Origin of the sequence: Azospirillum oryzae (assembly GCF_900177515.1) — a bacterium.
Classification (GTDB): Bacteria; Pseudomonadota; Alphaproteobacteria; order Azospirillales; family Azospirillaceae; genus Azospirillum; species Azospirillum oryzae_A.
This window is the reverse complement of sequence record NZ_FXAK01000002.1, coordinates 290,001-312,143: the sequence shown is the minus strand read 5'-3', so window position 1 is coordinate 312,143 and position 22,143 is coordinate 290,001. Positions and strand designations below refer to the sequence as shown.

Annotated in this window: 20 protein-coding genes and 1 tRNA gene; 14 read left to right on the top strand and 7 right to left on the bottom strand. The window is 68.4% G+C overall.

The features are described from left to right. Window positions 1-24 precede the first annotated feature (24 nt). Window positions 25-465: a hypothetical protein gene (locus tag B9N97_RS04465; protein ID WP_085083775.1), complete on the bottom strand. Its 441-nt coding sequence runs from the start codon at window positions 463-465 to the stop codon at window positions 25-27. Between the two features lie 243 nt (window positions 466-708). On the opposite strand from B9N97_RS04465, the gene B9N97_RS04460 reads away from it, so the two are divergent. Both B9N97_RS04460 and B9N97_RS04455 read left to right on the top strand, forming a co-directional pair. Continuing rightward, entirely contained in the window at window positions 709-1,227 is a 519-nt protein-coding gene (locus tag B9N97_RS04460) for an outer membrane lipoprotein (protein ID WP_244560553.1), read from the top strand. After that, window positions 1,193-1,867 (top strand): YajG family lipoprotein, encoded by a 675-nt coding sequence (locus tag B9N97_RS04455; RefSeq protein WP_244560552.1) that lies wholly within the window; start codon window positions 1,193-1,195, stop codon window positions 1,865-1,867. The genes B9N97_RS04460 and B9N97_RS04455 overlap by 35 nt, the downstream gene beginning before the upstream one ends. Window positions 1,868-1,953: 86 nt before the next feature. On the opposite strand, the gene B9N97_RS04450 is transcribed toward B9N97_RS04455, so the two are convergent. From B9N97_RS04450 to erpA, 4 genes are all read right to left on the bottom strand, one after another. Continuing rightward, window positions 1,954-2,043 (bottom strand) — tRNA-Ser (locus B9N97_RS04450). 71 nt (window positions 2,044-2,114) lie between these two features. Further along, on the bottom strand, window positions 2,115-2,687 hold the full coding sequence (locus tag B9N97_RS04445) for a hypothetical protein (RefSeq protein WP_085083773.1): 573 nt from the start codon (window positions 2,685-2,687) through the stop codon (window positions 2,115-2,117). Window positions 2,688-2,806: 119 nt separating this feature from the next. Next, on the bottom strand, window positions 2,807-3,580 hold the full coding sequence (gene xth, locus B9N97_RS04440) for an exodeoxyribonuclease III (protein WP_085083771.1): 774 nt from the start codon (window positions 3,578-3,580) through the stop codon (window positions 2,807-2,809). A gap of 48 nt (window positions 3,581-3,628) precedes the next feature. Next, window positions 3,629-3,985, bottom strand: a complete 357-nt coding sequence (erpA, locus tag B9N97_RS04435) for an iron-sulfur cluster insertion protein ErpA (RefSeq protein ID WP_085083769.1) — start codon at window positions 3,983-3,985, stop codon at window positions 3,629-3,631. Window positions 3,986-4,177: 192 nt separating this feature from the next. Here erpA and B9N97_RS04430 point away from each other — a divergent pair, with 192 nt between their 5' ends. From B9N97_RS04430 to B9N97_RS04375, 12 genes are all read left to right on the top strand, one after another. Next, window positions 4,178-5,368, top strand: a complete 1,191-nt coding sequence (locus tag B9N97_RS04430; protein ID WP_085083767.1) for a deoxyguanosinetriphosphate triphosphohydrolase — start codon at window positions 4,178-4,180, stop codon at window positions 5,366-5,368. A 58-nt stretch (window positions 5,369-5,426) separates the two neighbouring features. After that, window positions 5,427-7,187, top strand: coding sequence for an arginine--tRNA ligase (gene argS / locus B9N97_RS04425; protein WP_085083765.1), 1,761 nt, complete (start codon window positions 5,427-5,429; stop codon window positions 7,185-7,187). Continuing rightward, window positions 7,184-8,224, top strand: a complete 1,041-nt coding sequence (locus B9N97_RS04420; protein WP_085083763.1) for an SPOR domain-containing protein — start codon at window positions 7,184-7,186, stop codon at window positions 8,222-8,224. Before argS ends, B9N97_RS04420 begins: the two co-directional genes overlap by 4 nt. Then, a complete protein-coding gene (nagZ, locus tag B9N97_RS04415; RefSeq protein WP_085083761.1) occupies window positions 8,196-9,299 on the top strand; it encodes a beta-N-acetylhexosaminidase in 1,104 nt (367 codons plus the stop codon). The genes B9N97_RS04420 and nagZ overlap by 29 nt, the downstream gene beginning before the upstream one ends. A gap of 16 nt (window positions 9,300-9,315) precedes the next feature. Continuing rightward, window positions 9,316-9,993, top strand: coding sequence for a site-2 protease family protein (locus tag B9N97_RS04410; protein WP_085083759.1), 678 nt, complete (start codon window positions 9,316-9,318; stop codon window positions 9,991-9,993). A 10-nt stretch (window positions 9,994-10,003) separates the two neighbouring features. Next, window positions 10,004-10,834 carry a segregation and condensation protein A gene (locus B9N97_RS04405; RefSeq protein ID WP_085083757.1) on the top strand — a complete coding sequence of 277 codons (831 nt, stop codon included), beginning with the start codon at window positions 10,004-10,006 and terminating at the stop codon, window positions 10,832-10,834. Continuing rightward, window positions 10,827-11,444 (top strand): SMC-Scp complex subunit ScpB, encoded by a 618-nt coding sequence (scpB, locus tag B9N97_RS04400; RefSeq protein ID WP_085083755.1) that lies wholly within the window; start codon window positions 10,827-10,829, stop codon window positions 11,442-11,444. Before B9N97_RS04405 ends, scpB begins: the two co-directional genes overlap by 8 nt. A gap of 148 nt (window positions 11,445-11,592) precedes the next feature. Then, the gene (locus B9N97_RS04395) at window positions 11,593-11,847 is read left to right on the top strand and encodes a twin-arginine translocase TatA/TatE family subunit (RefSeq protein ID WP_085083753.1); all 255 of its coding nucleotides are present in this window, start codon (window positions 11,593-11,595) and stop codon (window positions 11,845-11,847) included. 75 nt (window positions 11,848-11,922) lie between these two features. Then, window positions 11,923-12,453: a Sec-independent protein translocase protein TatB gene (gene tatB / locus B9N97_RS04390; RefSeq protein ID WP_085083751.1), complete on the top strand. Its 531-nt coding sequence runs from the start codon at window positions 11,923-11,925 to the stop codon at window positions 12,451-12,453. Window positions 12,454-12,468: 15 nt separating this feature from the next. Beyond that, window positions 12,469-13,260 carry a twin-arginine translocase subunit TatC gene (gene tatC / locus B9N97_RS04385; protein ID WP_085083749.1) on the top strand — a complete coding sequence of 264 codons (792 nt, stop codon included), beginning with the start codon at window positions 12,469-12,471 and terminating at the stop codon, window positions 13,258-13,260. Window positions 13,261-13,402: 142 nt separating this feature from the next. Beyond that, the gene (alaS, locus tag B9N97_RS04380; RefSeq protein WP_085083747.1) at window positions 13,403-16,072 is read left to right on the top strand and encodes an alanine--tRNA ligase; all 2,670 of its coding nucleotides are present in this window, start codon (window positions 13,403-13,405) and stop codon (window positions 16,070-16,072) included. Window positions 16,073-16,185: 113 nt separating this feature from the next. After that, window positions 16,186-17,028, top strand: coding sequence for an AAA family ATPase (locus B9N97_RS04375; protein WP_085083745.1), 843 nt, complete (start codon window positions 16,186-16,188; stop codon window positions 17,026-17,028). Between the two features lie 20 nt (window positions 17,029-17,048). Here B9N97_RS04375 and B9N97_RS04370 read toward each other — a convergent pair whose 3' ends face one another. Next, window positions 17,049-20,810 carry an AAA family ATPase gene (locus tag B9N97_RS04370; protein ID WP_085083743.1) on the bottom strand — a complete coding sequence of 1,254 codons (3,762 nt, stop codon included), beginning with the start codon at window positions 20,808-20,810 and terminating at the stop codon, window positions 17,049-17,051. Beyond that, complete coding sequence (locus tag B9N97_RS04365; protein ID WP_085083741.1) at window positions 20,810-22,054, bottom strand: exonuclease SbcCD subunit D C-terminal domain-containing protein; 1,245 nt, start codon at window positions 22,052-22,054, stop codon at window positions 20,810-20,812. Before B9N97_RS04365 ends, B9N97_RS04370 begins: the two co-directional genes overlap by 1 nt. Between the last annotated feature and the right edge of the window lie 89 nt (window positions 22,055-22,143).

The following is a 22,143-nucleotide window of genomic DNA, read 5'->3' as shown; positions in this document are numbered from 1 at the left end:
TGCGCGACTTTCCTGCTGGATGGATCAGAGGACGCCGAAGACGGGGCGCTTGTATCCGGCCTCCGTCTCGTTGCCGGACAGGAACCAGTAGGCCTTCATCAGCGCGAACTGCTGGTTGTCGTCGCGCAGCAGCACATAGGCGCAATAGACGGTGCCGTCGTCCGGCCGCAGGAAGGCGGCGATCCACGGGTTCTGCCGGGTGCCGATGTGGGCGGCATGACCCAGCTTGCGCGTGATGTCGTTGCGGTAGCCGACCAGCACCGCCGCATGGCCCTGGCGGAAGGGCAGCGCCGAAAGTTCCTGATAATTCTGCAGGATGCGCGGGTTGCCGTCGCCTTCCTCGGCATACCACTGCGCCACCTCCATGTACTCGTTTGCCCGCGCGTTCGCCCGGTCGTAACGCGCCTGTTTCTGCCGGTCGGTATGACCGGCGGCGGTCTTTTTCAGAAAGCTGATGAGTCCCATGGTCCGCGCCCCTTCCGTAACCCGGATTGGACGCTAGCAGAGCAATCGGGGAGGCGCAAAAGGGTGGGGGTCATATGAAGGTATGCGGATCGTCCGGCGCCAAGCGAAGACGATGCGGGGTGTCTGAATTTTTTGGCGAGGGGCGGGATGATGAATCGCCGCTATCGACATGGAAAGGAGGCTCTGCCATTCTCTGGTTGATCTAGTGATAATGTTATCTCAGCACAGGGGCGCTGATTGGCAATGCGAAAGCTTTTGATTACAGTCGTTGCAGCTATTTGCCTGTCTGCCAGTCTCACTGGTTGTGCCACGCAGGGGCAAAGCCGTTACAGCTTCCAAGATGTCGGCCGGGCGACAGTGGTCGAATTCGGCACGGTGGTGGCATCGCGTCAGGTGGACATCCGGGGGCAGAACACAGGTGTCGGTGGGGTCGTCGGCGGGACGGCAGGCGGTCTGGCGATGTCGAACGTCGGCCGGGGGTCTGGGAACGTCGCTGCGATTCTGGGTGGCGTCCTTGTGGGTGCCGCAATCGGTGCCATAGCGGAACAGGCTGCCAGCGACCGGGTCGGGATCGAGTACACCATCACCCTCGCGAATGGGAAAACCATGACCATCGTTCAGGAGCAGGCGGCGGATGACCGCGTGTTCAGCCCATCCGAGCGCGTGATGGTACAGGCCAATGGAACTTACCAGCGCGTTTTGCCGGCCGATCACCTGCCGAACCAGATTGCGCGACCGCAAGGCATCAAAGTCGTCGATTGAAATACTTCAGGAAAACAGAATGATTAGATTTATCGCGTGCGTTCTGCTTGCGGCGCTGGTTTCCGGTTGCGCTTTGACTGAAGACGCCATTCCGGTCAAATACTCGGCTCCGGCAAATATTTCGGTAGTGCCGGGAGCCAAGGATGTGACCGTCAGCGTTACCGCGGCCGACGGCCGGGTATCGAACCGTGACCGTGTGTCCACGAAGAAGAACGGCTATGGAATGGAGATGGCGAAAATCACCGCCTCCAACGATGTGGTGGCCGAAGTCAGCCAAGCCGTACAGACGGAGTTGGCATCCCTCGGCTTCAACGTTGGTCCCGGCGGCATCGCCATTACCGTGCAGACCACTAATTTCTACAACGATTTCAAGCCCGGCTTCTGGACCGCTGAAGCAGTGGCAGAGGTTGCGTTTGATCTGACAGCGAAACGCCAGGACGGCACCCTGGTCTACAGCCGGAGTTATCGGTCGGTCGGCGTGAACAAGGACGTCATGCTCATGATGGGGGAGCAGGCCGCACCGGCCTTGACGGCCGCGTTGCGGGATGCCGTTCAACTTGTCGTTCAAGATACGAATCTGCACCAAGCCCTGGTGCAATCCGGAACCAAGCCGAAGATCGCGACTTTGCCGACTTCGTGACGGTCGTTTACACACAGCGAACATGAACCCGCGGCCCAGGCGGCGGGTTCGTCCGTTTCAGGCAATCGATGATTTCGTAAGTTGAATGGCGGAAGAGGTGGGATTCGAACCCACGGTAGGCTCACACCTACGACGGTTTTCAAGACCGTTGCCTTAAACCACTCGGCCACTCTTCCTTCGGCCCACGGGAGTAGCGAATGCGTCGCGGTGGGTCAAGTGTCGCGCGAAGGTCGCTGCGATTTGCCCCTCAATTCCTGATCGGGCGGCCCAGGGTGCGCAGACGGCGGGTTGGTTTGGGCGGGCTGGGGCTGTCGGAGAAGTCGGGCAGGCTGGGGGCGCGGGCTATCGTCTTGCGGATCAACTCCGCCGTGGCGTCCAGATCCTCCAGAACTTCCTGCGCCACGCGGTCGGCATAGCGGGGGCTCAGCAGGCGGGTGCGGGTCTGGTCGATGCTGCGCAGTTCCGGTTCGAACAGTTCGCGGGCGCCGATGGGCAGAACCTGATCCTCGCGCATGCCGGAGAAGTAATTGCGCATCGCCCGCACCAGCATGCGGGTCAGCAGCAGATCCATCCGCTCGAACTCGGCGCGCAGGTCGGACAGGCGCGACTCGTCGACGCCCTGCAGATGCTCCTCGGTCAGGGCGAAGAGGGCGCGGATCTCCTCCACCTTGCGGCGGAAGTCGAGGAAGGAGGCGAAGCGGTCGTCGCCCATGTCGCGCTGGGCGCGCTCGGCAAGCCGGGAGGCCTCGGTCGCCTGACGTTCCAATGCCGCCAGCAGAGACTTCACCCGTTCCCGGCCGTTGTCGCGCCCCCACGCCATGCCCGCCCGTCGCTCCCCCAATGACCGCGCCCGCCCGGTTGTCGTCCGGGGCGCGCAGTCATCCTAGAAGCGAAAGTTTTAACAAAATGCTTTTTGTCACGCGGAATCCACAGCCGCGGTCAGGCGTCGCGCAGGTCCAGGATGACGGGGGTGTGGTCGGACGCTTTTTCCAGGCCGCGTGGGCCGCGGTCGATGGCGCAGCCGGCCAGACGGTCGGCGGCCTGGGGCGACAGCAGGAAATGGTCGATGCGCAGGCCGTTGTCGCGCGGCCAGCTGCCGGCCTGATAATCCCAGAAGGTATAGGCGCGGTCGTCGTCATGCAGCGCGCGGTACGCCTCGGTCAGGCCGAGATTCAGCAGGGCGCGGAACTTGGCCCGCGATTCTGGGCGGAACAGCGCGTCGCCGGCGAAGGCCTGCGGGGAGTAGACGTCGCGTGCCTCGGGGATGATGTTGTAATCGCCGCCCAGCACCACCGGGATTTCCTGCGCCAGCAGGGTGCGGGCATGGTCGTACAGCCGATCCATCCAGCGCAGCTTGTAGGCGAATTTCTCGCCCGGCACCGGGTTGCCGTTGGGCAGGTAGAGCGAGGCGATGCGCACGCCGGACACGGTGGCCTCGACATAGCGGGCCTGTTCGTCCTCTGGCTCACCCGGCAGGCGGGTCAGCACGTCCTCCGCCGGGACCTTCGACAGCATTGCCACACCGTTGTAGGCTTTCTGCCCGACGGCGTTGACGTGATAGCCGAGTTCCTCGAACGCTGCGCGCGGGAAGGCGGCGGTCTCGCATTTGATTTCCTGGAAGAGCACGACGTCCGGGGACGCCGTGCGCAACCAGTCGGTGATCAGCGGAAGGCGGGCCTTCGCCGAGTTGACGTTCCAGGTGGCGATCTTCACGAAACAGGCCTGCCTTTTCTTTTCGTTATCCGGCTTCAGACCGCGGCCTCAAACCGCGAAGGAGTTGCCGCAGCCGCAGGATGCTGTGGCGTTGGGGTTCTTGATCTGGAAGGCGGCGCCCATCAGGTCCTCGACATAATCCAGCGTCGCGCCGGCCAGCAGGTCGAGCGAGGCGTCGTCGGTAACCACCTTGGTGCCGTCCTTCTCGAAGACATGGTCCTCGTCGGTCGCGGTCTCGTCGAAGGTGAAGCCGTACTGGAAGCCGGAGCAGCCGCCGCCGGAGACGGTCAGGCGCAGCATCAGGTTGGGATTGCCCTCCTGCTCGATCAGGAAGGCGACGCGCTTGGCGGCGCTTTCGCTGACGCCGAGGACGCGGGTTTCGGTGGGCAGTGCGGTATCGGGCATGGGGTGGCCCCTCTGGTGCGGTGCGGGAGTTGCCACAAATGTAAGGGGGATCGGGGGCTTCGTCAAAGTATGGGCACGGTTGCGCCAAACCGTTGCGCTTCTGGCACGCTCAATCGCCGGCTGGCCCCGGGGGCGGGGCATAGCACGCCTTCGCCGTTGCGCCTGCGTTTTCCCGCCGGTAGTGTCCGCCCCATGACGGCGGACTGTTCCCACGATCGGCTGGCTCCCTTTGCCTGCAACCCGGCGGACACGCGCGGGCGGCTGACGGCGGAGCCTGAAAGCCCGACGCGCTCGTGCTTTCAGCGCGACCGCGACCGCATCGTGCATTCCGGGGCCTTCCGCCGGCTGAAGCACAAGACGCAGGTCTTCGTCTACCACGAGGGCGACTATTACCGCACCCGGCTGACCCACAGCCTGGAGGTGGCGCAGATCGCGCGCTCCATCGGCCGCACGCTCTGCCTGAACGAGGATCTGGCGGAGGCGGTGGCGCTGGCCCACGACCTCGGTCACACCCCTTTCGGCCATGCCGGCGAGGACGCGCTGAACGCCTGCATGGAACCGTTCGGCGGCTTCGCCCACAACGACCAGACGCTGCGCATCCTGACCCGGCTGGAACGGCGCTATGCCGAGTTCGACGGGCTGAACCTGACCTGGGAAGCGGTGGAAGGCGTGGTCAAGCACAACGGCCCGCTGCTGCCCGGACACCGCCTGCCGACAACGATTGCCGCCTTCCAGGGCGAGTGGGATCTGGAGCTGCACACCAATCCGGGGGCCGAGGCGCAGGTGGCGGCGCTGGCCGACGACATCGCCTACAACAACCACGACATCGACGACGGCCTGCGCGCCGGCCTGTTCACGGTCGAGGAGGTGGCGGAGCTGCCGCTGGTCGGTCCGATCATCCGCGAGGTGTGCGACCGCTATCCGGGGCTGGAGCGCTCGCGCCTGATCCACGAGACGGTGCGGCGGATGATCAACGCCATGGTCGTCGATCTGGTGACGGAGACGCGGCGGCGGCTGGCGGAGCACAAGCCGGGCAGTGCGGCCGAGCTGCGCGCCCTGCCGCTGGCGATGGTCAGCTTTTCCGATGGGATGCTGGAGGCGCAGCGGCCCTTGCGCGCCTTCCTGCGCCAGCGCATGTACCGGCACTATCGCGTGAACCGCGAGATGAGCAAGTGCAAGCGCGTGGTGCGCGCCCTGTTCGAGCTGTTCATGAGCGAGCCCAACACCTTGCCGACCGAATGGCAGCGCGACATCGCCAAGGCGGGCGGCGACGCCGATCTTGCGGTGCGCGCCCGCCATGTGGCCGACTACATCGCCGGCATGACCGACCGCTACGCGTTGGCCGAACATGACCGGCTGTTCGATCTGCATGTAAAAACCTGACATGTGAAGACCTGAGCCGGACGGCTCCTGTGACCTCCTGAAAAGACGACCTGAGACGATGAATATTTTCAAGGCCTTCGAGACCGATATTCGCAAGCTGCTGGAAGAGCTGGCCGCGGAGGGTGCGATCCCCGCCGGGCTGGACAGCAGCCGTCTGACGGTCGAGCCGCCGCGCGAGGCCTCGCATGGCGACCTGTCCACCAACGCCGCCATGATCCTGGCGAAGCCGGCCAAGATGGCGCCGCGCGCGCTGGCGGAGCTGCTGGTCGGCAAGCTGAAGGGCCGCGCCGACGTGGCGTCGGTCGAGATCGCCGGTCCGGGCTTCGTCAACCTGCGCCTGACGCCGGACGTCTGGCGCGACCGCATCCGCGACGTGCTGACTGCCGGCACCGCCTATGGCGACAGCGAGTTGGGCGGCCGGACACCAGTCAATGTGGAGTATGTGTCGGCCAACCCGACCGGCCCGCTGCATGCCGCCCATGGCCGCGGCGCCGTGTTCGGCGACGCGCTGGCCTCGCTGCTGGAGAAGGCCGGCTACGCCGTCACCCGCGAGTACTACATCAACGATGCCGGCGCCCAGGTCGATGTGCTGGGGCGGTCCACCTTCATCCGCTACCGCGAGGCGCTGGGCGAGGAGGTGGGCGAGATCCCGGCCGGCCTCTATCCCGGCGAATATCTGAAGGAGGTCGGTCAGGCCCTGGCCGAGCGCGACGGCAACCGCTGGGTCGGCACCGACGAGTCCGAATGGCTGCCGGCCTGCCGCGACTTTGCGATCTCCATGATCATGGGCTGGATCCGCGAAGATCTGGGCGCTCTGGGCGTCACCATGGACGTCTACAGCAGCGAACGCGCGCTGGTGACGGCGGGTGCGGTCCAGACGGCACTGGCGGCGCTGGAAGAACGCGGCCTGATCTACACCGGCGTGCTGGAGCCGCCGAAGGGCAAGAAGCCCGAGGATTGGGAGCCGCGGCCGCAGACCCTGTTCAAGTCCAGCGACTTCGGCGACGACGTCGACCGGCCGCTGAAGAAGTCCGATGGCTCCTTCACCTATTTCGCCAACGACATCGCCTATCACTATGACAAGTACAGGCGCGGTGCTGCGTCGCTGATCGACGTTCTGGGCGCCGACCATGGCGGCTACGTCAAGCGCATGCAGGCGGCGACGCGGGCGATCTCCGGCGGCGAGGCCGAGCTGGACGTGAAGCTGTGCCAGCTGGTCCATCTGATGCAGGATGGCCAGCCGGTGAAGATGTCCAAGCGCGCCGGCACCTTCGTGACGCTGCGTGACGTCATCGATCAGGTCGGCAAGGACGTGGTCCGCTTCATCATGCTGACCCGGCGCAACGACCAGACGCTGGACTTCGACTTCGCCAAGGTGACGGAGCAGTCGAAGGACAACCCGGTCTTCTACGTGCAGTACGCACACGCCCGCTGCCGCTCGGTCCTGCGCCATGCCGCGACGGCGCTGCCGCAGCTGGATCAGACGCCTGCGGCTCTGGCGGCCTCGGCGAACCTCGCCCGGCTGGATGCCGAGGAGGAGATGGCGCTCGCCAAGCGCATGGCCACCTGGCCGCGCGTGGTCGAGGCGGCGGCGGAGGCGCATGAACCGCACCGCATCGCCTTCTTCCTCTATGATCTGGCCAGTGACTTCCACGCGCTGTGGAACCGGGGCCGCGACGATGCCTCGCTGCGCTTCCTGATCGAGGGCGATGCGGAGCTGACGACGGCCCGTCTGGCGCTGATCGCCGCGGTGGCGACGGTGATCGCCTCGGGTCTGAAGGTGATGGGTGTCGAACCGGTGGAGGAACTGCGTTCATGAGGTACGACGGCGACGTCAACTACGCGGCCAATCCCTATGGGATGCCGCCCCGACAGGCCGCGAGCAAGCGCGGGCTGCTGGCGCTCGGCTTCGCCGTGGTCGGCGTCGTTGCCTTCGCCGGTACGGCGGTGGTGGCTCTGCGCGGGCATGACCGGCTGTCCGGCGACGGCCCGCCGCTGCTGACCGCCGATGCCACCCCGGCCAAGTCGCGTCCCGACCAGCCCGGCGGGATGGAGGTGCCGCACCAGGACATCCTGGCCTATGAACGGCTGCGCGACCATGACGGCGGGCGTGGCAATCAGGTGGAACGGCTGCTGCCGCCGCCGGAGGTGCCGCTGCCGCGCCCGGTGGTGACGCCGCAGATGCCGGCCGTGGTGCCGCTGCCGTCGGTCCCGTCGGTGGCCCAGCTGCCGCCGGGCGCAACCGCCACCGTGCCGCGCGACAATGTCGCCGCGGCCGTCGCGGCTGCTGCCCCGCTGACCGCGCCGGAGCCCGCGCCCGGCCTGTCCGCCGCGGATCCGGCCGCCGTGCCGCCGGTTCAGGCGCAAGCCACGCAGGTTCCGCCCAGCGTGGCCGCCAAACCGCAGCAGCCCCCCGCCGCCCCGTCCAAGCCGGTGGTCCAGCAGCAGGCCTCCACGGCGAAGCCGCCGGCTCCGCCGCCGGTCCAGCAGACTGCCGCTCCGTCGATGGGGCAGCTGATCGCCAAGCTGGAGGCCGCATCCCTGCCGGCCGCCCCAGCCAAGGCGGCGCCTCAGCCCGCGAAGGCCGCCCCTGCGGTTGTCGGCGGCAGCGGTGGCTGGCGTGTCCAGCTGGCCTCCGTGCGCAGCGAAGGCGAGGCCGCGGCCGAGTGGCGTCGTCTCGCCGGCCGTCATCCAGAGGCGCTTGGTGGCCTGTCGATGCAGGTGGCGAAGGTCGATCTGGGGCCGAAGGGCATCTTCTACCGGGTGCAGGGCGCCGGCGCCGACGAGGCGCGGGCGAAGTCGGTCTGCGCCCAGCTGCGCGCACAGAATGTGGGGTGTGTGGTTGTCCGTCCCTGAGTCTGTGGGTCCTGAGGCTGTGGACCCGGCCGTCCCGCTTGCCCGTCCGCGCGCGGTCGTCTTTGGCTGCGCCGGGCTGGAGGTGACGCCCGACGAGGCCGCCTTCTTCCGCGATGCCGATCCGCTCGGCTTCATCCTGTTCCGCCGCAACTGCGACAGCCGCGACCAGATGCGCCGGCTGGTGGACGATCTGCGCGCCAGCGTCGGCCGGCCGGACGCCCCGGTCCTGATCGACCAGGAAGGCGGCCGGGTCGCGCGCATGCGTCCGCCGCACTGGCCGGCCCACCCGCCGATGGGCGTATTTGGGGCGCTCGCCGAACGCGACGCCGCCGCCGGGCGCGAGGCCGCCCAAGAGGCTGCCTGGATCAACGGCCGGCTGCTTGCCCATATGCTGACGGAGGTCGGCATCACGGTGGATTGCGCCCCGGTCTGCGACGTTCCGGTGGAGGGCGCGCACGACATCATCGGCGACCGCGCCTTCTCGCGCGACCCCGCCCTGGTGATCAGGCTGGCCCGCGCCACCGCCGAGGGGCTGCTGGCCGGCGGCGTGCTGCCGGTGGTCAAGCACATCCCCGGACACGGCCGCGCCTTCGCCGACAGCCATGCCGAACTGCCGGTGGTGGAGGCCGACCGCGCGACGCTGGAAGCGACCGACTTCGCCCCCTTCCGCGCGCTGGCCGACCTGCCGCTGGCGATGGTGGCCCATGTGGTGCTGAAGGCCATCGACCCGACCGCGCCGGCCAGCACCTCCGCCATCGTGGTGCGCGAGGTGGTGCGGGGGCCGTCCATCGGTTTCGGCGGCCTGCTGTTCAGCGACGATCTGTCGATGAACGCGCTGCAGGGCGACCCGAGGTCGCGGGCGGAAGCGGTGCTGGCGGCGGGCATGGATGTCGTGCTCCACTGCAACGGCGATCTGGCCGAGATGCGGTCGCTGATCGACGCCGTGCCGGTGCTGAGCGGCGCGGCGGCCGAGCGTTGGGCGCGGGCGGAGGCGATGCGCCACGCGCCGGAGCCGGCGGACATCGCGGCATTGACGACCCGGCTGGCCGAGCTTCTCGGCACGGCCCAGGCCTGACGGACGGGAGCGGACGATGGAGGAATGGATCTTCCAGGTGACGGCCGTGGCCCTGCCGGCCATCCTCGCCATCACCTTTCACGAAGCGGCGCACGGTTTCGTCGCCTGGAGGCTGGGCGACGACACCGCCTATCGGCTGGGGCGCGTCACCTTCAACCCGATCCGCCACATCGACCCGTTCGGGACGATCCTGCTGCCGGCGCTGATGTATTTCACCACCGGATTCGTCTTCGGCTGGGCCAAGCCGGTGCCGGTCAATTTCGCCCGGCTGGACCATCCGCGCCGCGACATGGTGTGGGTGGCGCTGGCCGGTCCGGGGACCAACTTCCTGCTGGCGGTGGCGTCGGCGGTGATCTGGCGGCTGGTCAATCCGGAAAACAGCTATATCGAACTGTGGATCCGCTCCGCCGCCGAGGTGTCGGTGCTGGTCAACGTCATCCTGATGGTGTTCAACCTGATCCCGCTGCCGCCGCTGGACGGCGGACGGGTTGCGGTCGGCATCCTGCCGGATGTGCTGGCGGTGCCGCTGGCGAAGCTGGAGCGCGTCGGGCTGCTGATCCTGATGGCGGCCTTCTTCCTGCTGCCGATGTTGGGACGGCAGATCGGCATGGACCTCAGCGTCATGCATTGGGTGCTGGGCCCGCCCGTGGATGCGGTGATCGACTTCATCCGCATCCTGACCGGCAACGACTGAAGGCGATCATATGGCTGATCTGGTGGCCGAGCATGCGGGTGAAGCCCCCGCTGCCGCGGAGGCGTCGCCGTCCGAACAGCTGTTGCTGGTGCTGGATGGGTTCGAGGGGCCGCTCGACATGCTGCTGGCGTTGGGACGCGACCAGAAGGTCGACCTGACGCGCATCTCCATCCTGGAACTGGCCGACCAATATCTCGCCTTCGTGGCGGAGGCGCGGAAGGTCCGGCTGGAGCTGGCGGCGGACTATCTGGTGATGGCGGCGTGGCTGGCCTACCTGAAGTCGCGCCTGCTGCTGCCCGAACCGGAGGGGGAGGAACCGTCCGGCGAGGACATGGCCGCCGCGCTCGCCTTCCAGCTCCAGCGGCTGGAGGCGATGAAGGGCGTGGCGGAGAAGCTGTTCGCCCGCCCGCGCCTGGGCATCGATGTCCACCCGCGCGGCGCGCCGGAGGATCTGGACCTGCGCCGCAAGTCGGTCTACGAGGTCACGCTGTTCGACCTGCTGCGCGCCTATGGGCAGCAGCGCGCCCGCAAGGACGCCGGCGTCCTCCACATCGCCCCGGTGCGCCTCTATTCGATGGAGGAGGCGGTGCAGCGCCTGTCGTCGCTGCTTGGCCGCATGCCGGACTGGGCGACGCTGGCGAGCTTCCTGCCGGGCGGGGAGGGCGGCGGGCTGCTGACCCGCTCCGCGCTCGCCGCCCATTTCGCGGCGACGCTGGAACTGGCGAAGGCCGGCCGGGTGGAACTGCGGCAGGAGGGGGCATTCGCCCCGCTCTATGTCCGCGGACGCTCCGGCAATCCCCAGGGCGGCGACAATTCGGAAGAAGCACAGTCCAATGATTAAGGAAGTCACCGACGCCCAAGAGGCGGAGGCCCGCATCGGCAGGCTGCGCCTGCTGGAGGCGCTGCTGTTCGCCTCGGCCGATCCGCTGGACGAGGAGACGCTGGCCGGACGGATCGGGAAGGAGGTCGGCCCGCTGCTGGAGGAACTGCGCGCCCATTACGCCCCGCGCGGCGTCAATCTGGTGCGCACCGGCGGCGGCTGGGCCTTCCGCACAGCGGTCGATCTGGCGCCCGAGTTGCGGCGGGAGGAGGAGGTGTCGCGCAAGCTCTCCCGCGCCGCCATCGAAACGCTGGCGATCATCGCCTATCACCAGCCGGTGACCAGGGCCGAGATCGAATCCATCCGCGGCGTGGCGACCAGCAAGGGCACGCTGGACCTGCTGATGGAACATGGCTGGATCCGGCCGGGCAAGCGGCGGGAGACGCCGGGCCGGCCGCTGACCTGGATCACCACCGACCATTTCCTCGATCATTTCGGGCTGGAGAGCCTGCGCGACCTGCCGAGCGTCGACGACCTGCGCGCCGCCGGCCTGCTGGACAGCCGCCCGGTGCTGCTGGGGCTGGGGACCACCGGTGACGACAGCGCGCTGGGGAGCGACGACGAGCCGTGAGACCCGGTTTTTGGGGGGTGCTGCGCGAATTCCCGTGAAAGCTCAATGACAACCGTTTAAGGATGGTGGGGCGAACGTTGCGGCTCCACGGCCTTTCTGCCATAGTGCCGCCCCGCCGCTAAGGCCGTTCAAACGTGATAGGCGCGCCATGGGTTCTTTCAGCATCTGGCACTGGATCATCGTTCTTCTGATCGTTCTTCTGCTGTTCGGCGCCGGTAAGTTGCCGAAGGTGATGGGCGATCTCGCCAAGGGCGTGAAGTCCTTCAAAGCGGGACTGCAGGACGACAGCGACGATGCCACTCCGGGATCGAACGCCCCGGGCGCCAACGCCAAGACCATCCCGAACCAGCCGGCCAACACGGCCGAAACCGCGGCCAAGAAGGACGAGGCGGTCCGCAGCTGACCGGCGGGCGCGCGGGCGCCCTTTCGGAACGCCGCGCGCCGACTCTGCCCACCGCATTCGTGAAGCCGGAAGAACATGTTCGACATCGCTTGGTCCGAACTGATGGTGATCGCCGTCATCGCCCTTGTGGTCATCGGGCCCAAGGATTTGCCCAAGGCGATCTTCACGCTCGGCAAATGGGTGCGTAAGGCCAGAGGCGTCGCGCGCGAGTTCCAGACCCACATCGACGACATGATGCGGGAAACCGAGTTGGACGAGCTTCGCAAGGAAGCGCTGAAGACCCGTGACCTGAACATCAAGAAGATGATGGAAGACACCATCGACCCGAAGGGGGAGGTGGGCAAGGCGTTCGATCCCAAGAGCTTCGATGTCGGGCTGAACGGCCATCACGGCAGCACGCCGGAGCCGGACCTGCCCCAGGCGCCGCCGCCCGCAGCGCCGGCGGTGACCGACAGCGTGGCGCCGTCGGCGGCCCCGTCTCCGATCACCACCACGCCTATTGCTACCGAGCCGCCGCAACCGGTTCCGGCCCCTGCGCCGCAGCCCGCTCCGGCCCCGCGGCCGGATGCCGTGGCCTCCGCCCAGCCGACCGACAAGCAGACCTGAAGATAAAGACGGGCCATGACCGGCGAAACGCAGCAGGACGAACTCGAAGACAGCAAGATGCCGCTGATCGATCACCTGATCGAGTTGCGGAACCGGCTGATGTGGTCGATCGGTGCAATCCTGATCGCCTTCCTGCTGTGCTATGCGGTGTCGGACAAGATCTACAACTTCCTTGTCCAGCCGCTGGCCGATCTGCTGGCGGGGCAGGGGCGGCGGATGATCTACACCGGCCTGACCGAGGCCTTCTTCACCTATGTGAAGGTCGCGTTCTGGGCCGGCTGCTTCATCTCCTTCCCGGTCATCGCCAGCCAGATCTGGATGTTCGTGGCGCCGGGGCTCTACAAGCACGAGCGCCGCGCCTTTCTGCCCTTCCTGGTGGCGACCCCGGTGATGTTCCTGACCGGCGCCGGCATCGTCTATTACTTCATCTTCCCGATGGCCTGGCGCTTCTTCCTGGGATTCGAGTTCCATCCCGGCGGCGACGGCAATGCCCTGCCCATCGAGTTCGAGGCGCGCGTCGGCGAATATCTGCACCTTGTGATGTCGCTGATCTTCGCCTTCGGCATCGCCTTCCAGCTGCCGGTCCTGCTGACCCTGCTGGTCCGCGTCGGCATCATCAGCACCGACGCCCTGGCGTCGAAGCGGCGCTATGCCATCGTCGGCGCCTTCGTCGCCGCGGCGGTGCTGACCCCGCCCGACGTCATCAGCCAGGTCAGTCTGGCGCTGCCGCTGATCGCGCTCTACGAAATCGCGATCATCATCGGCCGCCGGATCGAAAAGGCGCGGGCCGAGGCGGAAGCCCAATAGCCGGCCGGGCATTCGTCCGCCCCTTTTGTCTGCCGTGACGCAGGGTAATAATCCGTCCGTCGTGGACATGCCGCCATTCTCGCGCTAAAAGCACGGTTCGGCCAATGGAAGGCCGCAGCCGCGCACCCGGAGCCTTGACCGTATGCAGACCGCCAACGACATCCGTCGCACGTTCCTGGATTTCTTCGCCAAGCAGGGCCATCAGAAAGTCGATTCGTCGCCGCTCGTGCCGCGCAACGACCCGACGCTGATGTTCACCAACGCCGGCATGGTCCAGTTCAAGAACGTCTTCACCGGTGCCGAGACGCGGCCGTACAAGCGCGCCGTCACCTCGCAGAAATGCGTGCGCGCCGGCGGCAAGCACAACGACCTGGACAATGTCGGCTACACCGCGCGGCATCACACCTTCTTCGAGATGCTGGGGAATTTCTCCTTCGGCGATTATTTCAAGGACGACGCCATCGCGTTCGCCTGGAACCTGATCACCAAGGAATACGGGCTGCCGGCCGACAAGCTGCTGGTGACGGTCCATACCTCCGACGAGGATGCGGCGGCGATCTGGCGCAAGGTCGCCGGCCTGTCGGACGACCGCATCATCCGCATCCCGACCGACGACAATTTCTGGCGCATGGGCGACACCGGCCCCTGCGGTCCCTGCTCCGAGATCTTCTTCGACCACGGCCCGTCCATTGCCGGCGGCCCGCCGGGCAGCCCGGACGAGGATGGCGACCGCTTCATCGAGATCTGGAACCTTGTGTTCATGCAGTATGAACAGCTGGGTCCGGACAATCTGGTGCCGCTGCCCAAGCCGTCGATCGACACCGGCATGGGGCTGGAGCGTCTGGCCGCCGTCCTGCAGGGCAAGCACGACAATTACGACATCGACCTGATGCGGGCGCTGATCATGGCGTCGGCCGAGGCGACCAAGACCTCGCCGGACGGCGCGCATGCCGTGTCGCACCGCGTCATCGCCGACCATCTGCGCTCCACCTCCTTCCTGATCGCCGACGGCGTGCTGCCGTCGAACGAGGGCCGCGGCTATGTGCTGCGCCGCATCATGCGCCGCGCCATGCGCCACGCCCACATGATCGGCGCGCGCGAACCGCTGATGCACCGTCTGGTCCCGGCGCTGATCCAACAGATGGGCGACGCCTATCCGGAGCTGAACCGCGCCCGCGCCCTGATCGTCGAGACGCTGAAGCTGGAGGAAACCCGCTTCAAGCAGACGCTGGAGCGCGGGCTGCGCCTGCTGGAGGACGAGGTCGGCCATCTGGGCGAAGGCCAGCCGCTGGCTGGCGACGTCGCCTTCAAGCTGTACGACACCTACGGCTTCCCGCTCGACCTGACGCAGGACGTGCTGCGCGGCCAGGGCCGGGCGGTGGACGAGGCCGGCTTCAAGGCGGCGATGGACGAGCAGCGCCGCAAGGCCCGCGAATCCTGGGCCGGCTCGGGCGAGGTCGGCACCGAGAAGCTGTGGTATGAGATCAAGGACGAGCTGGGCGCCACCGAGTTCTTCGGCTACGACACCGAGGTGGCCGAAGGCAAAGTGACCGCCATCGTCAAGGGCGACGCCCGCGTCGAGGCCGCCACCATCGGCGATCAGGTTATGGTCGTCGTCAACCAGACGCCCTTCTATGGCGAATCGGGCGGTCAGGTCGGCGACGCCGGCGTGATCTTCTCCGCCGGCGGGGCCGAGGTCGCGGTTTCCGACACGCTGAAAAAGCTGGGTGCGGTGTGGGCCCATGTCGGCACCGTCACCAAGGGCACGCTCAAGGTCGGCGACGTGGTCGAGCTGCGGGTGGACAGCGAGCGCCGCGCCGCCATCCGCGCCAACCACTCCGCCACCCACCTGCTGCACGAGGCGCTGCGCCATCGCCTGGGCGACCATGTCACGCAGAAGGGCTCGCTGGTGGCGCCGGAGCGTCTGCGCTTCGACATCAGCCAGCCGACCGGCCTGTCCGCCGCCGACATCGCCGCCATCGAGGACGAGGTGAACCGCCGCGTCCTGGCCAACAGCGAGGTCATCACCCGCCTGATGTCCCCGGACGAGGCCCGTGCCCAGGGCGCCATGGCCCTGTTCGGCGAGAAGTACGGCGACGAGGTCCGCGTCGTCTCCATGGGCGGCCCGCATGGCGAGATCGACCGCGACTACTCGATCGAGCTGTGCGGCGGTACCCATGTCCGCCGCACCGGCGACATCGGCGTCTTCAAGATCGTCTCCGAAGGCGCCGTCGCCGCCGGCGTCCGCCGCATCGAGGCGCTGACCGGCACCGGCGCCAAGGCGTGGCTGTCCGAACGCGACCACCTGCTGACCGAGGCGGCGAGCGTCCTGAAGGTCAAGCCCGACGAAGTCCCGTCCCGTGTGGCGGTGCTGGTCGAGGAACGCCGCAAGATGGAACGCGAATTGGCCGAGCTGCGCCGGCAGGTGGCGATGGGTGGCGGTGCGAAGGCCGACGGCGGCAACGAGGCCAAGGACGTTGCCGGCGTGAAGTTCGCCGCCCGCGTGGTCGAAGGCCTGCCGGCCAAGGACCTGAAGCCGATGGCCGACGAACTGAAGAAGCAGGTCGGCTCCGGCGTCGTGGTGCTGATCGCGTCGAACGAGGGCAAGGCCTCCATCGTCATCGGCGTGACCGACGACCTGACCGGGTCTTTAAGCGCCGTCGATCTGGTCCGCGTCGGTGCCGAGGCGCTGGGCGGCAAGGGTGGTGGCGGCCGGCCGGACATGGCCCAGGCCGGCGGCCCCGATGCCTCCCTGGCCCCGGCGGCCATCGAGGCCATCGAGAAGGCGATCGCGGCCAAGAAGGCCTCCTGATCGCACCGAAACCCGGCCTCCGGATCCGTCCGGGGGCCGTTTTTCTGTTCGCCGAACTCGTTTCCGCCCTGTTTATCGTGGACCGAACCATCGCCGTTTGAGGGAGCAGGCCCATGCGCTTCACCGGAACCGACCGCTATGTCGCCACCGACGACCTGATGGTGGCGGTCAACGCAGCCATCACGCTGGAGCGGCCGCTGCTGGTGAAGGGCGAACCCGGCACCGGCAAGACCGTGCTGGCGGTGGAGATCGCCCGGGCGCTGAACAAGCCGCTGCTGTCCTGGCATGTGAAGTCCACCACCAAGGCACAGCAGGGCCTTTACGAATACGACGCGGTCAGCCGCCTGCGCGACAGCCAGCTGGGCGAGGCGAAGGTCCACGACATCGCCAACTACATCGTCCGCGGCAAGCTGTGGGAAGCCTTCGAGGCGCCGGAGGCTCCGGTCCTGCTGATCGACGAGATCGACAAGGCCGACATCGAGTTCCCCAACGACCTGCTGCTGGAACTCGACCGCATGGAGTTCCACGTCTACGAAACCCGCCAGACGATCAAGGCGGCCAAGCGCCCCATCGTCATCATCACCTCCAACAACGAGAAGGAGCTGCCGGACGCCTTCCTGCGCCGCTGCTTCTTCCATTACATCCGCTTCCCCGACCGCGAGACGATGGAACGCATCGTCGAGGTCCATTACCCCGGCCTGAAGTCGGCGCTTCTGCGCGAGGCGCTGAACCTGTTCTACGACCTGCGCGAGGTTCCGGGGCTGAAGAAGAAGCCGTCCACGTCTGAACTGCTGGACTGGATCAAGCTGCTGATGGTCGAGGACGTCGATCCCGAGACTTTGCGCGCCAAGGACGCCCGCACGCTGATCCCGCCGCTGTGCGGCGCGCTGCTGAAGAACGAGCAGGACGTGCACACGCTGGAACGGCTGGCGTTTCTGGCAAAGCGGGGGCGGTGATCGGGGGCGACACGTCCCCCTCAAACCCCCTCCATCTCCTCCATCGCCACACCCAGCGCCGTCCCCGCCACAGTCTGCACCGTCACCCGGCTGCGCCCGCCGCCGAGCGGCATCACGCGGATCTGCGTGCCGATCCGCTCGACCATCGCCGGAACGTGGCTGATCACGCCGACCTGACGCCCGCCGGCCTGCAGCGCCTCCAGGCAGGACAGCGCCACGTCCAGGCTGTCGGGGTCGAGCGTACCGAACCCCTCGTCGATGAACAGCGTGCCGATCCCGCCGGAGGTCCCCGCCGCCATTGCCGACAGGCCGAGCGCCAGGGCCAGCGACACCAGGAACAGCTCGCCGCCCGACAGGCTATGCACACCGCGCCGTTCGTCGCCCATCTCGCGGTCGACCACCTGGATTTCCAGATCGGCCCCCGCCACCCGCTCCAGCCGATAGCGGCGGGCGAGGTCCTCCAGATGCCGGTTGGCATGGGTCAGCAGCAGGTCCAGGCTCAGGCTCTGGGCGAAGTTGCGCATCTTCTGCCCGTTTGCCGAGCCGATCAGCTGCGCCATCTTGCCCCACAGTGCACAGCGCGCCTGCTGCGCCTCGATCGCCACGCGGAGTCCGGCCAGCCGCTGCTTATTGCCGTCATCGGCTTCCAGCCGTCCACGCGCCGAGCCCAGCCGGTCGCGGTCCCGTTCCAGCACCGCGCGGGTGCTCTCCGCAACGGTGCCGGCCTCCTCGGCGCTCAGCGCCGGCCCGCCCGAGCCATGGTGATCGGCGCGCTGCCGCCGCCGCTCGGCCACCACCAGCGCCGCGTCGCCGCGCGCACGCTCCAGCACCGCCAAGGCCAGCTCTTCCGCCTCCAGGGCGCTTTCGGACGCCGCCAGCAACAGGCGAACCTCGTCCACCCGGGCGCCGCGCACCGCCGCGGCATGCTCCAGCCGTTGGCCGGCCGCCTTTGCCTTTTCGGCGCACTGCCGGGCCGCCTCGCCGCGGGTTTCGCGCTCGCGCTCCGCCGCCGACAGCCGGGCGACGGCGTCCTGCCGTGCGAACGTGGCCTTTTCCACCAGGGCTTCGGCCTCGTGCCGTTCCCCTGCCAGTGCCTTCCGCACCACCGCCACCGGCCGCCCGCCCAGCAGATCGCCGCGCGCCGTCCGCGCCTCCGCCAGCCGACCGGCGAGATCGTCGGCCCGCTTGCGCGCCTCCTCCTCGGCCCGCAGCACGGCATCCAGATCTGCCGTCTGCACCGCGAGTTCGCCGCTGGACCGCTCCACCTCGCGTGCGGCACGGGCCAGCGCGTCGCTCTTCTCCCGGTATTCGGCCACCCGCGCCGCCAACCCGGTCCGATACCCGTCCGTTTCCCGTTCCAGCCGCGCCCGCCAGTCGGCTTCTCCCGCCAGTCCCTCATCCAATTCGGCTAGGGCGGCGTCCCGATCGGCCTCCGCCCGCTCCAGGGCCGCCACCGCCAGCGCCAAGGCCTGCCGTCCGTCGGCCAGCCGCTGCCGGTTCGCCTCGCACTCCGCCGCCAGCCCGGCCGCCGCGGTCTCGAGCCGCCGATGGTCCTGCTGAGCGGCATCCACCCGCCGGCGGTGGTCGAGTGCCCGTTCCTCATCGGCCGCAATGGCCGCCAGCCGCCGGTCCAGCTCCTCGACCGCCTTGCGGATGTCGGCCAGCGTCCCGTCCTCGGCCTGCCATCCAGCCGCCGCCGCCTGTTCCGTCCAGCGCAGTTCCAGCCCCTCGGCTTCCCGCGCCATGGCGGCGAGACGGGCCATCAGTCCCTCGGCGCCCTTGCGCGCCGCCCCTTCCGCCGCCTCCAACGCCGCATGGCGGGCGACCGTCGCGGCCAGCGCTTCACGCAATTCGGCAAGGCGCTTTTCCTGATCCCGCGTCACCCGGCCGAGCGGCGTGGCCCCGGCCTCGGCCCAGGGATGCTCGGCCGATCCGCAGACCGGACAGGGCTCGCCCTCCACCAACCGCCCGCGCAGGCTTGCCACATCCTCACGCTGGGCCAGCATCAGCCGTTGCAGCGTGTGCTCGGCCTCCTCGACCGCCGCCCGTTGTCCGGAGCGAAGCTCGGCAAGCTCCCGCGCCGCCGCCCCGTCGCGCTCCGCTTCGCTCAGCAGCCGCAGCCGCTCGTCCTCCGCCGCCTTGCGCTCGGCGGCCAGCCGTTGCCGTGCTTCGCCGGTGGCGAGCAGAGCCAGCAACCCCTCCCGCCGCGCCGCCGCCGTAGCCCGCGCCTGCCGCGCCTCCTCCAGCGACGGCACCGACTGGCCCTGAAGGCTTTCCAGCGCGCGCTCCGCCGCTTGGCAGCGCTCGCGCGCCTCCGCCAGCCGGGCGTCTGCCGCTTCGGCGGTGGCGGAGGTCGCCGCAAGCGCCCGCTCCAGCCGCCCGCGCTCCTGCGCGGCCGCCTCGCCGGTTCGCGTGTCGGCGATGGCCCGCGCCAGCAGCCGGTCCCACCGCTCCCACTGCCCGGCCACCGTGGCGAGGCCGGCCTGCTCCCGCAGCCAGACCTCCAGCCGCGCCATGTCGTTCCGCGCCGCCGACAGCGTGGCCTCGATGTCCCGCATCGCCTTCCGTGCGGTCCCGACGCGCTGCGTCGCCGCTTTCGCGGCAGCCTCGGCAGTCTCCTGCTCGCCGGCCAGCAGCGCGATTCGTCCATCCAGATCGGCCGCGCGCTCAAGATCGGACTCGGCCTTCATCTCGGCCGAGCGGGCGTCCTCGAACCGTCGGCGGGCTTCGGCATGGCGGGTGGTGGCGTCCCCCACCGCAAGCCGGGCCACTTCCCAGGCAGCCGCCGCCCGGTCGACCGCCGCTCCGGCTTCCGCCGCGTCGCCGTTCGCCCGGTCGGCATCGGCCAACAGCGGTCGAAGCGGCTGCAGGCTGCGCAGCCGGGCTGCCGCCTCGCGCCGCCCCTCCGCCTCGATCCAGGCCCGCTCCGCCGCGTCGGCCGCCTCGACCGCCTTGCTCTCCGCCGCGGCGAGCTGTCCGTCGCGCTCATGCCAGGCCAATGCCGCCTGGGCGAGCGCCAGTGCCTGCTCGCCGCTCCGCACCGCCTCCGTCGCCGCTTCGGCTTCGGTCTGCAAGGCCGCGCGGTCGTCGTCGCTCAGCACGCCGATGCCGCCCGCCTGGGCAAGCAACCGGTCGAGCGCCTGCTTTTCCTCATTTCCGCGCTGAAAGGCCCGGGTCGACAGGCGGGAGTAGATTTCCGTCCCCGTCAGCAGCTCCAGCAATTCGGAGCGGTCACGCGCCGGTGCCTTCAGGAAGGTGGCGAAATCGCCCTGGGCGAGCAGAACCGCGCGGCGGAATTGTTCGAAACTCAGGCCGAGCCGCCGCTCGATCTCCTCCTGCACGCTCTTCTTGCCGTCGCCGAACCGCCGCTCGCCATCCAGGCTGCTCAGCGACATGCTTTGCTGCTGCAAGGCCCCTTGCGCCTTCTGCCGCGCCCGCCGCACCTCCCAGCGTGCGCGATAGGCCTCGCCGTCGATCCCGACGAAATCCACCTCGGCCCAGCCGAAACCGGCGCCGCGCCGCAGGATCGTGCGCACATCGGTGGTGCGGATGCTGTTGGGATCGCCTTCCAGCCCCAGCATCTCGCCGCGCCCTTCCGGCAGCCTCGGCATGCGGTCGAACAGGGCAAGGCACAGGGCGTCGAGGATCGTGCTCTTGCCGGCGCCGGTCGGCCCGGTGATGGCGAACAGCCCGGCCCGCCGCAGCGGTTCGCGGTCGAAGTCGATGGAGAAGGCGCCGTCCAGGCTGGTCAGGTTGGCGCCGCGCACCGCGAGAATCCGCATCACATCGTCTCCTGAACGCCGGTCAGCAACTCATGGAAGGCCGCCATCAGATCGGGGTCAGGGTCGCCCTCGTGGCTGCGGCGGTAGAGGCGCCGGAACACCTCCTCCGGCTCCAGCGAGGCCAGATCGATCGGCGGCGCGCTGTCGGCCAGCGTCTGGCCGCTGCCGGTCAGCCGCACCCCCAGCTTCAGCAGACGCACCGGCCGGCCGGCCAGCACCGCTTCCACCTCGTCGCGCAGGGCGGGGCGCGGTTCCGGCAGGGTGACCGTCACCTCCAGGAAAGGCCACGCATCGCGCGGCAGGGCATTATCCAGTTCCAGCCGCTTCAGCCTCTCCAGCGCCGCGTCCGGGCTGGCCTCGCTGATTCGGTGGATCGGCACATGGCGTGGTACGCGCAGGGACTCATGCCCTACCATCCGGCCGCCCGCGAACTCCGCCAGCACCACCTGATGGGGATAGGGCTCCTCGTCCAGCGCCAGCGGAATCGGCGAGCCGCTGTAGCGCACAGCCTCGCGCCCGCCCACCGCCTGCGCCCGGTGCAGGTGGCCGAGCGCGACATAAGCCGCGTCTTCGGGAAAGATGTCGACCGGAAGGGCATGCAGGTTGCCACCCAGGATCTTGCGCTCGCTCAGCTCCGACAGGGCGCCGCCACGCATATAGCAGTGACCGGTGAGAATCAGCGCTTCTCCGCGTCCGCAGCGCTCCTGCCCACCCGTCCAGGCTTGAGTATAGATCCGGCGCACGCCCTCGATCAGCGGATCGACCTCTTCAGCCTCGTCAATCGCAGGAAGGTCGGACGGTCGCAGATAAGGCATGGCGACGCAGCGCGCCGCGACGGTTCCATCGGCATCGCGCAGTGGCACGATCAGCGGTGCCGGATCGAACAGACCTTCGGCCGAGGAGGGCAGGGTGCCGATCACCCGCACGCCCATCTCCGTCATCAGCGGCGATGGCGCCTCCAGCCGGCTGGCGCTGTCGTGATTGCCGGCGACCACCACGATGTCCAGCCGCGGATGCAGCGCCTTCGCCCGCGCGACGAACCGGTAGAAGAGCGCGAGCGCCGGGATCGGCGGGTTCTGTCCGTCGAAGACATCGCCGGCGATCACCAGCGCATCCACCCGATGGTCGCCGATGCGGTCGATCAGCCAGTCGAGGAAGCGGGCATGCTCGGCATCGCGGGGAATGCCGTGCAGCGTCTGGCCGAGATGCCAGTCGGCGGTGTGGAGGAGACGGAAGCTCCGCATGGTCCTGCGCTCGCAACGAAACGATGCGCCACTCTACGGATCGCGCTCCGGTCGGGGTTTACGAAAAAATGACGAGGCGACGAAAAAAG

Bases quoted from the DNA above. Each gene is read 5' to 3' on its own strand.
- alaS (WP_085083747.1), top strand. From the start codon at position 13,403: ATGCAGACCGCCAACGACATCCGTCGCACGTTCCTGGATTTCTTCGCC.
- B9N97_RS04405 (WP_085083757.1), top strand. From the start codon at position 10,004: ATGGCTGATCTGGTGGCCGAGCATGCGGGTGAAGCCCCCGCTGCCGCG.
- scpB (WP_085083755.1), top strand. From the start codon at position 10,827: ATGATTAAGGAAGTCACCGACGCCCAAGAGGCGGAGGCCCGCATCGGC.
- B9N97_RS04430 (WP_085083767.1), top strand. From the start codon at position 4,178: ATGACGGCGGACTGTTCCCACGATCGGCTGGCTCCCTTTGCCTGCAAC.
- B9N97_RS04395 (WP_085083753.1), top strand. From the start codon at position 11,593: ATGGGTTCTTTCAGCATCTGGCACTGGATCATCGTTCTTCTGATCGTT.
- B9N97_RS04365 (WP_085083741.1), bottom strand. From the start codon at position 22,054: ATGCGGAGCTTCCGTCTCCTCCACACCGCCGACTGGCATCTCGGCCAG.
- argS (WP_085083765.1), top strand. From the start codon at position 5,427: ATGAATATTTTCAAGGCCTTCGAGACCGATATTCGCAAGCTGCTGGAA.
- B9N97_RS04420 (WP_085083763.1), top strand. From the start codon at position 7,184: ATGAGGTACGACGGCGACGTCAACTACGCGGCCAATCCCTATGGGATG.
- B9N97_RS04410 (WP_085083759.1), top strand. From the start codon at position 9,316: ATGGAGGAATGGATCTTCCAGGTGACGGCCGTGGCCCTGCCGGCCATC.
- B9N97_RS04460 (WP_244560553.1), top strand. From the start codon at position 709: ATGCGAAAGCTTTTGATTACAGTCGTTGCAGCTATTTGCCTGTCTGCC.
- erpA (WP_085083769.1), bottom strand. From the start codon at position 3,985: ATGCCCGATACCGCACTGCCCACCGAAACCCGCGTCCTCGGCGTCAGC.
- nagZ (WP_085083761.1), top strand. From the start codon at position 8,196: ATGTGGGGTGTGTGGTTGTCCGTCCCTGAGTCTGTGGGTCCTGAGGCT.
- tatB (WP_085083751.1), top strand. From the start codon at position 11,923: ATGTTCGACATCGCTTGGTCCGAACTGATGGTGATCGCCGTCATCGCC.
- B9N97_RS04375 (WP_085083745.1), top strand. From the start codon at position 16,186: ATGCGCTTCACCGGAACCGACCGCTATGTCGCCACCGACGACCTGATG.
- B9N97_RS04445 (WP_085083773.1), bottom strand. From the start codon at position 2,687: ATGGCGTGGGGGCGCGACAACGGCCGGGAACGGGTGAAGTCTCTGCTG.
- B9N97_RS04465 (WP_085083775.1), bottom strand. From the start codon at position 465: ATGGGACTCATCAGCTTTCTGAAAAAGACCGCCGCCGGTCATACCGAC.
- B9N97_RS04370 (WP_085083743.1), bottom strand. From the start codon at position 20,810: ATGCGGATTCTCGCGGTGCGCGGCGCCAACCTGACCAGCCTGGACGGC.
- tatC (WP_085083749.1), top strand. From the start codon at position 12,469: ATGACCGGCGAAACGCAGCAGGACGAACTCGAAGACAGCAAGATGCCG.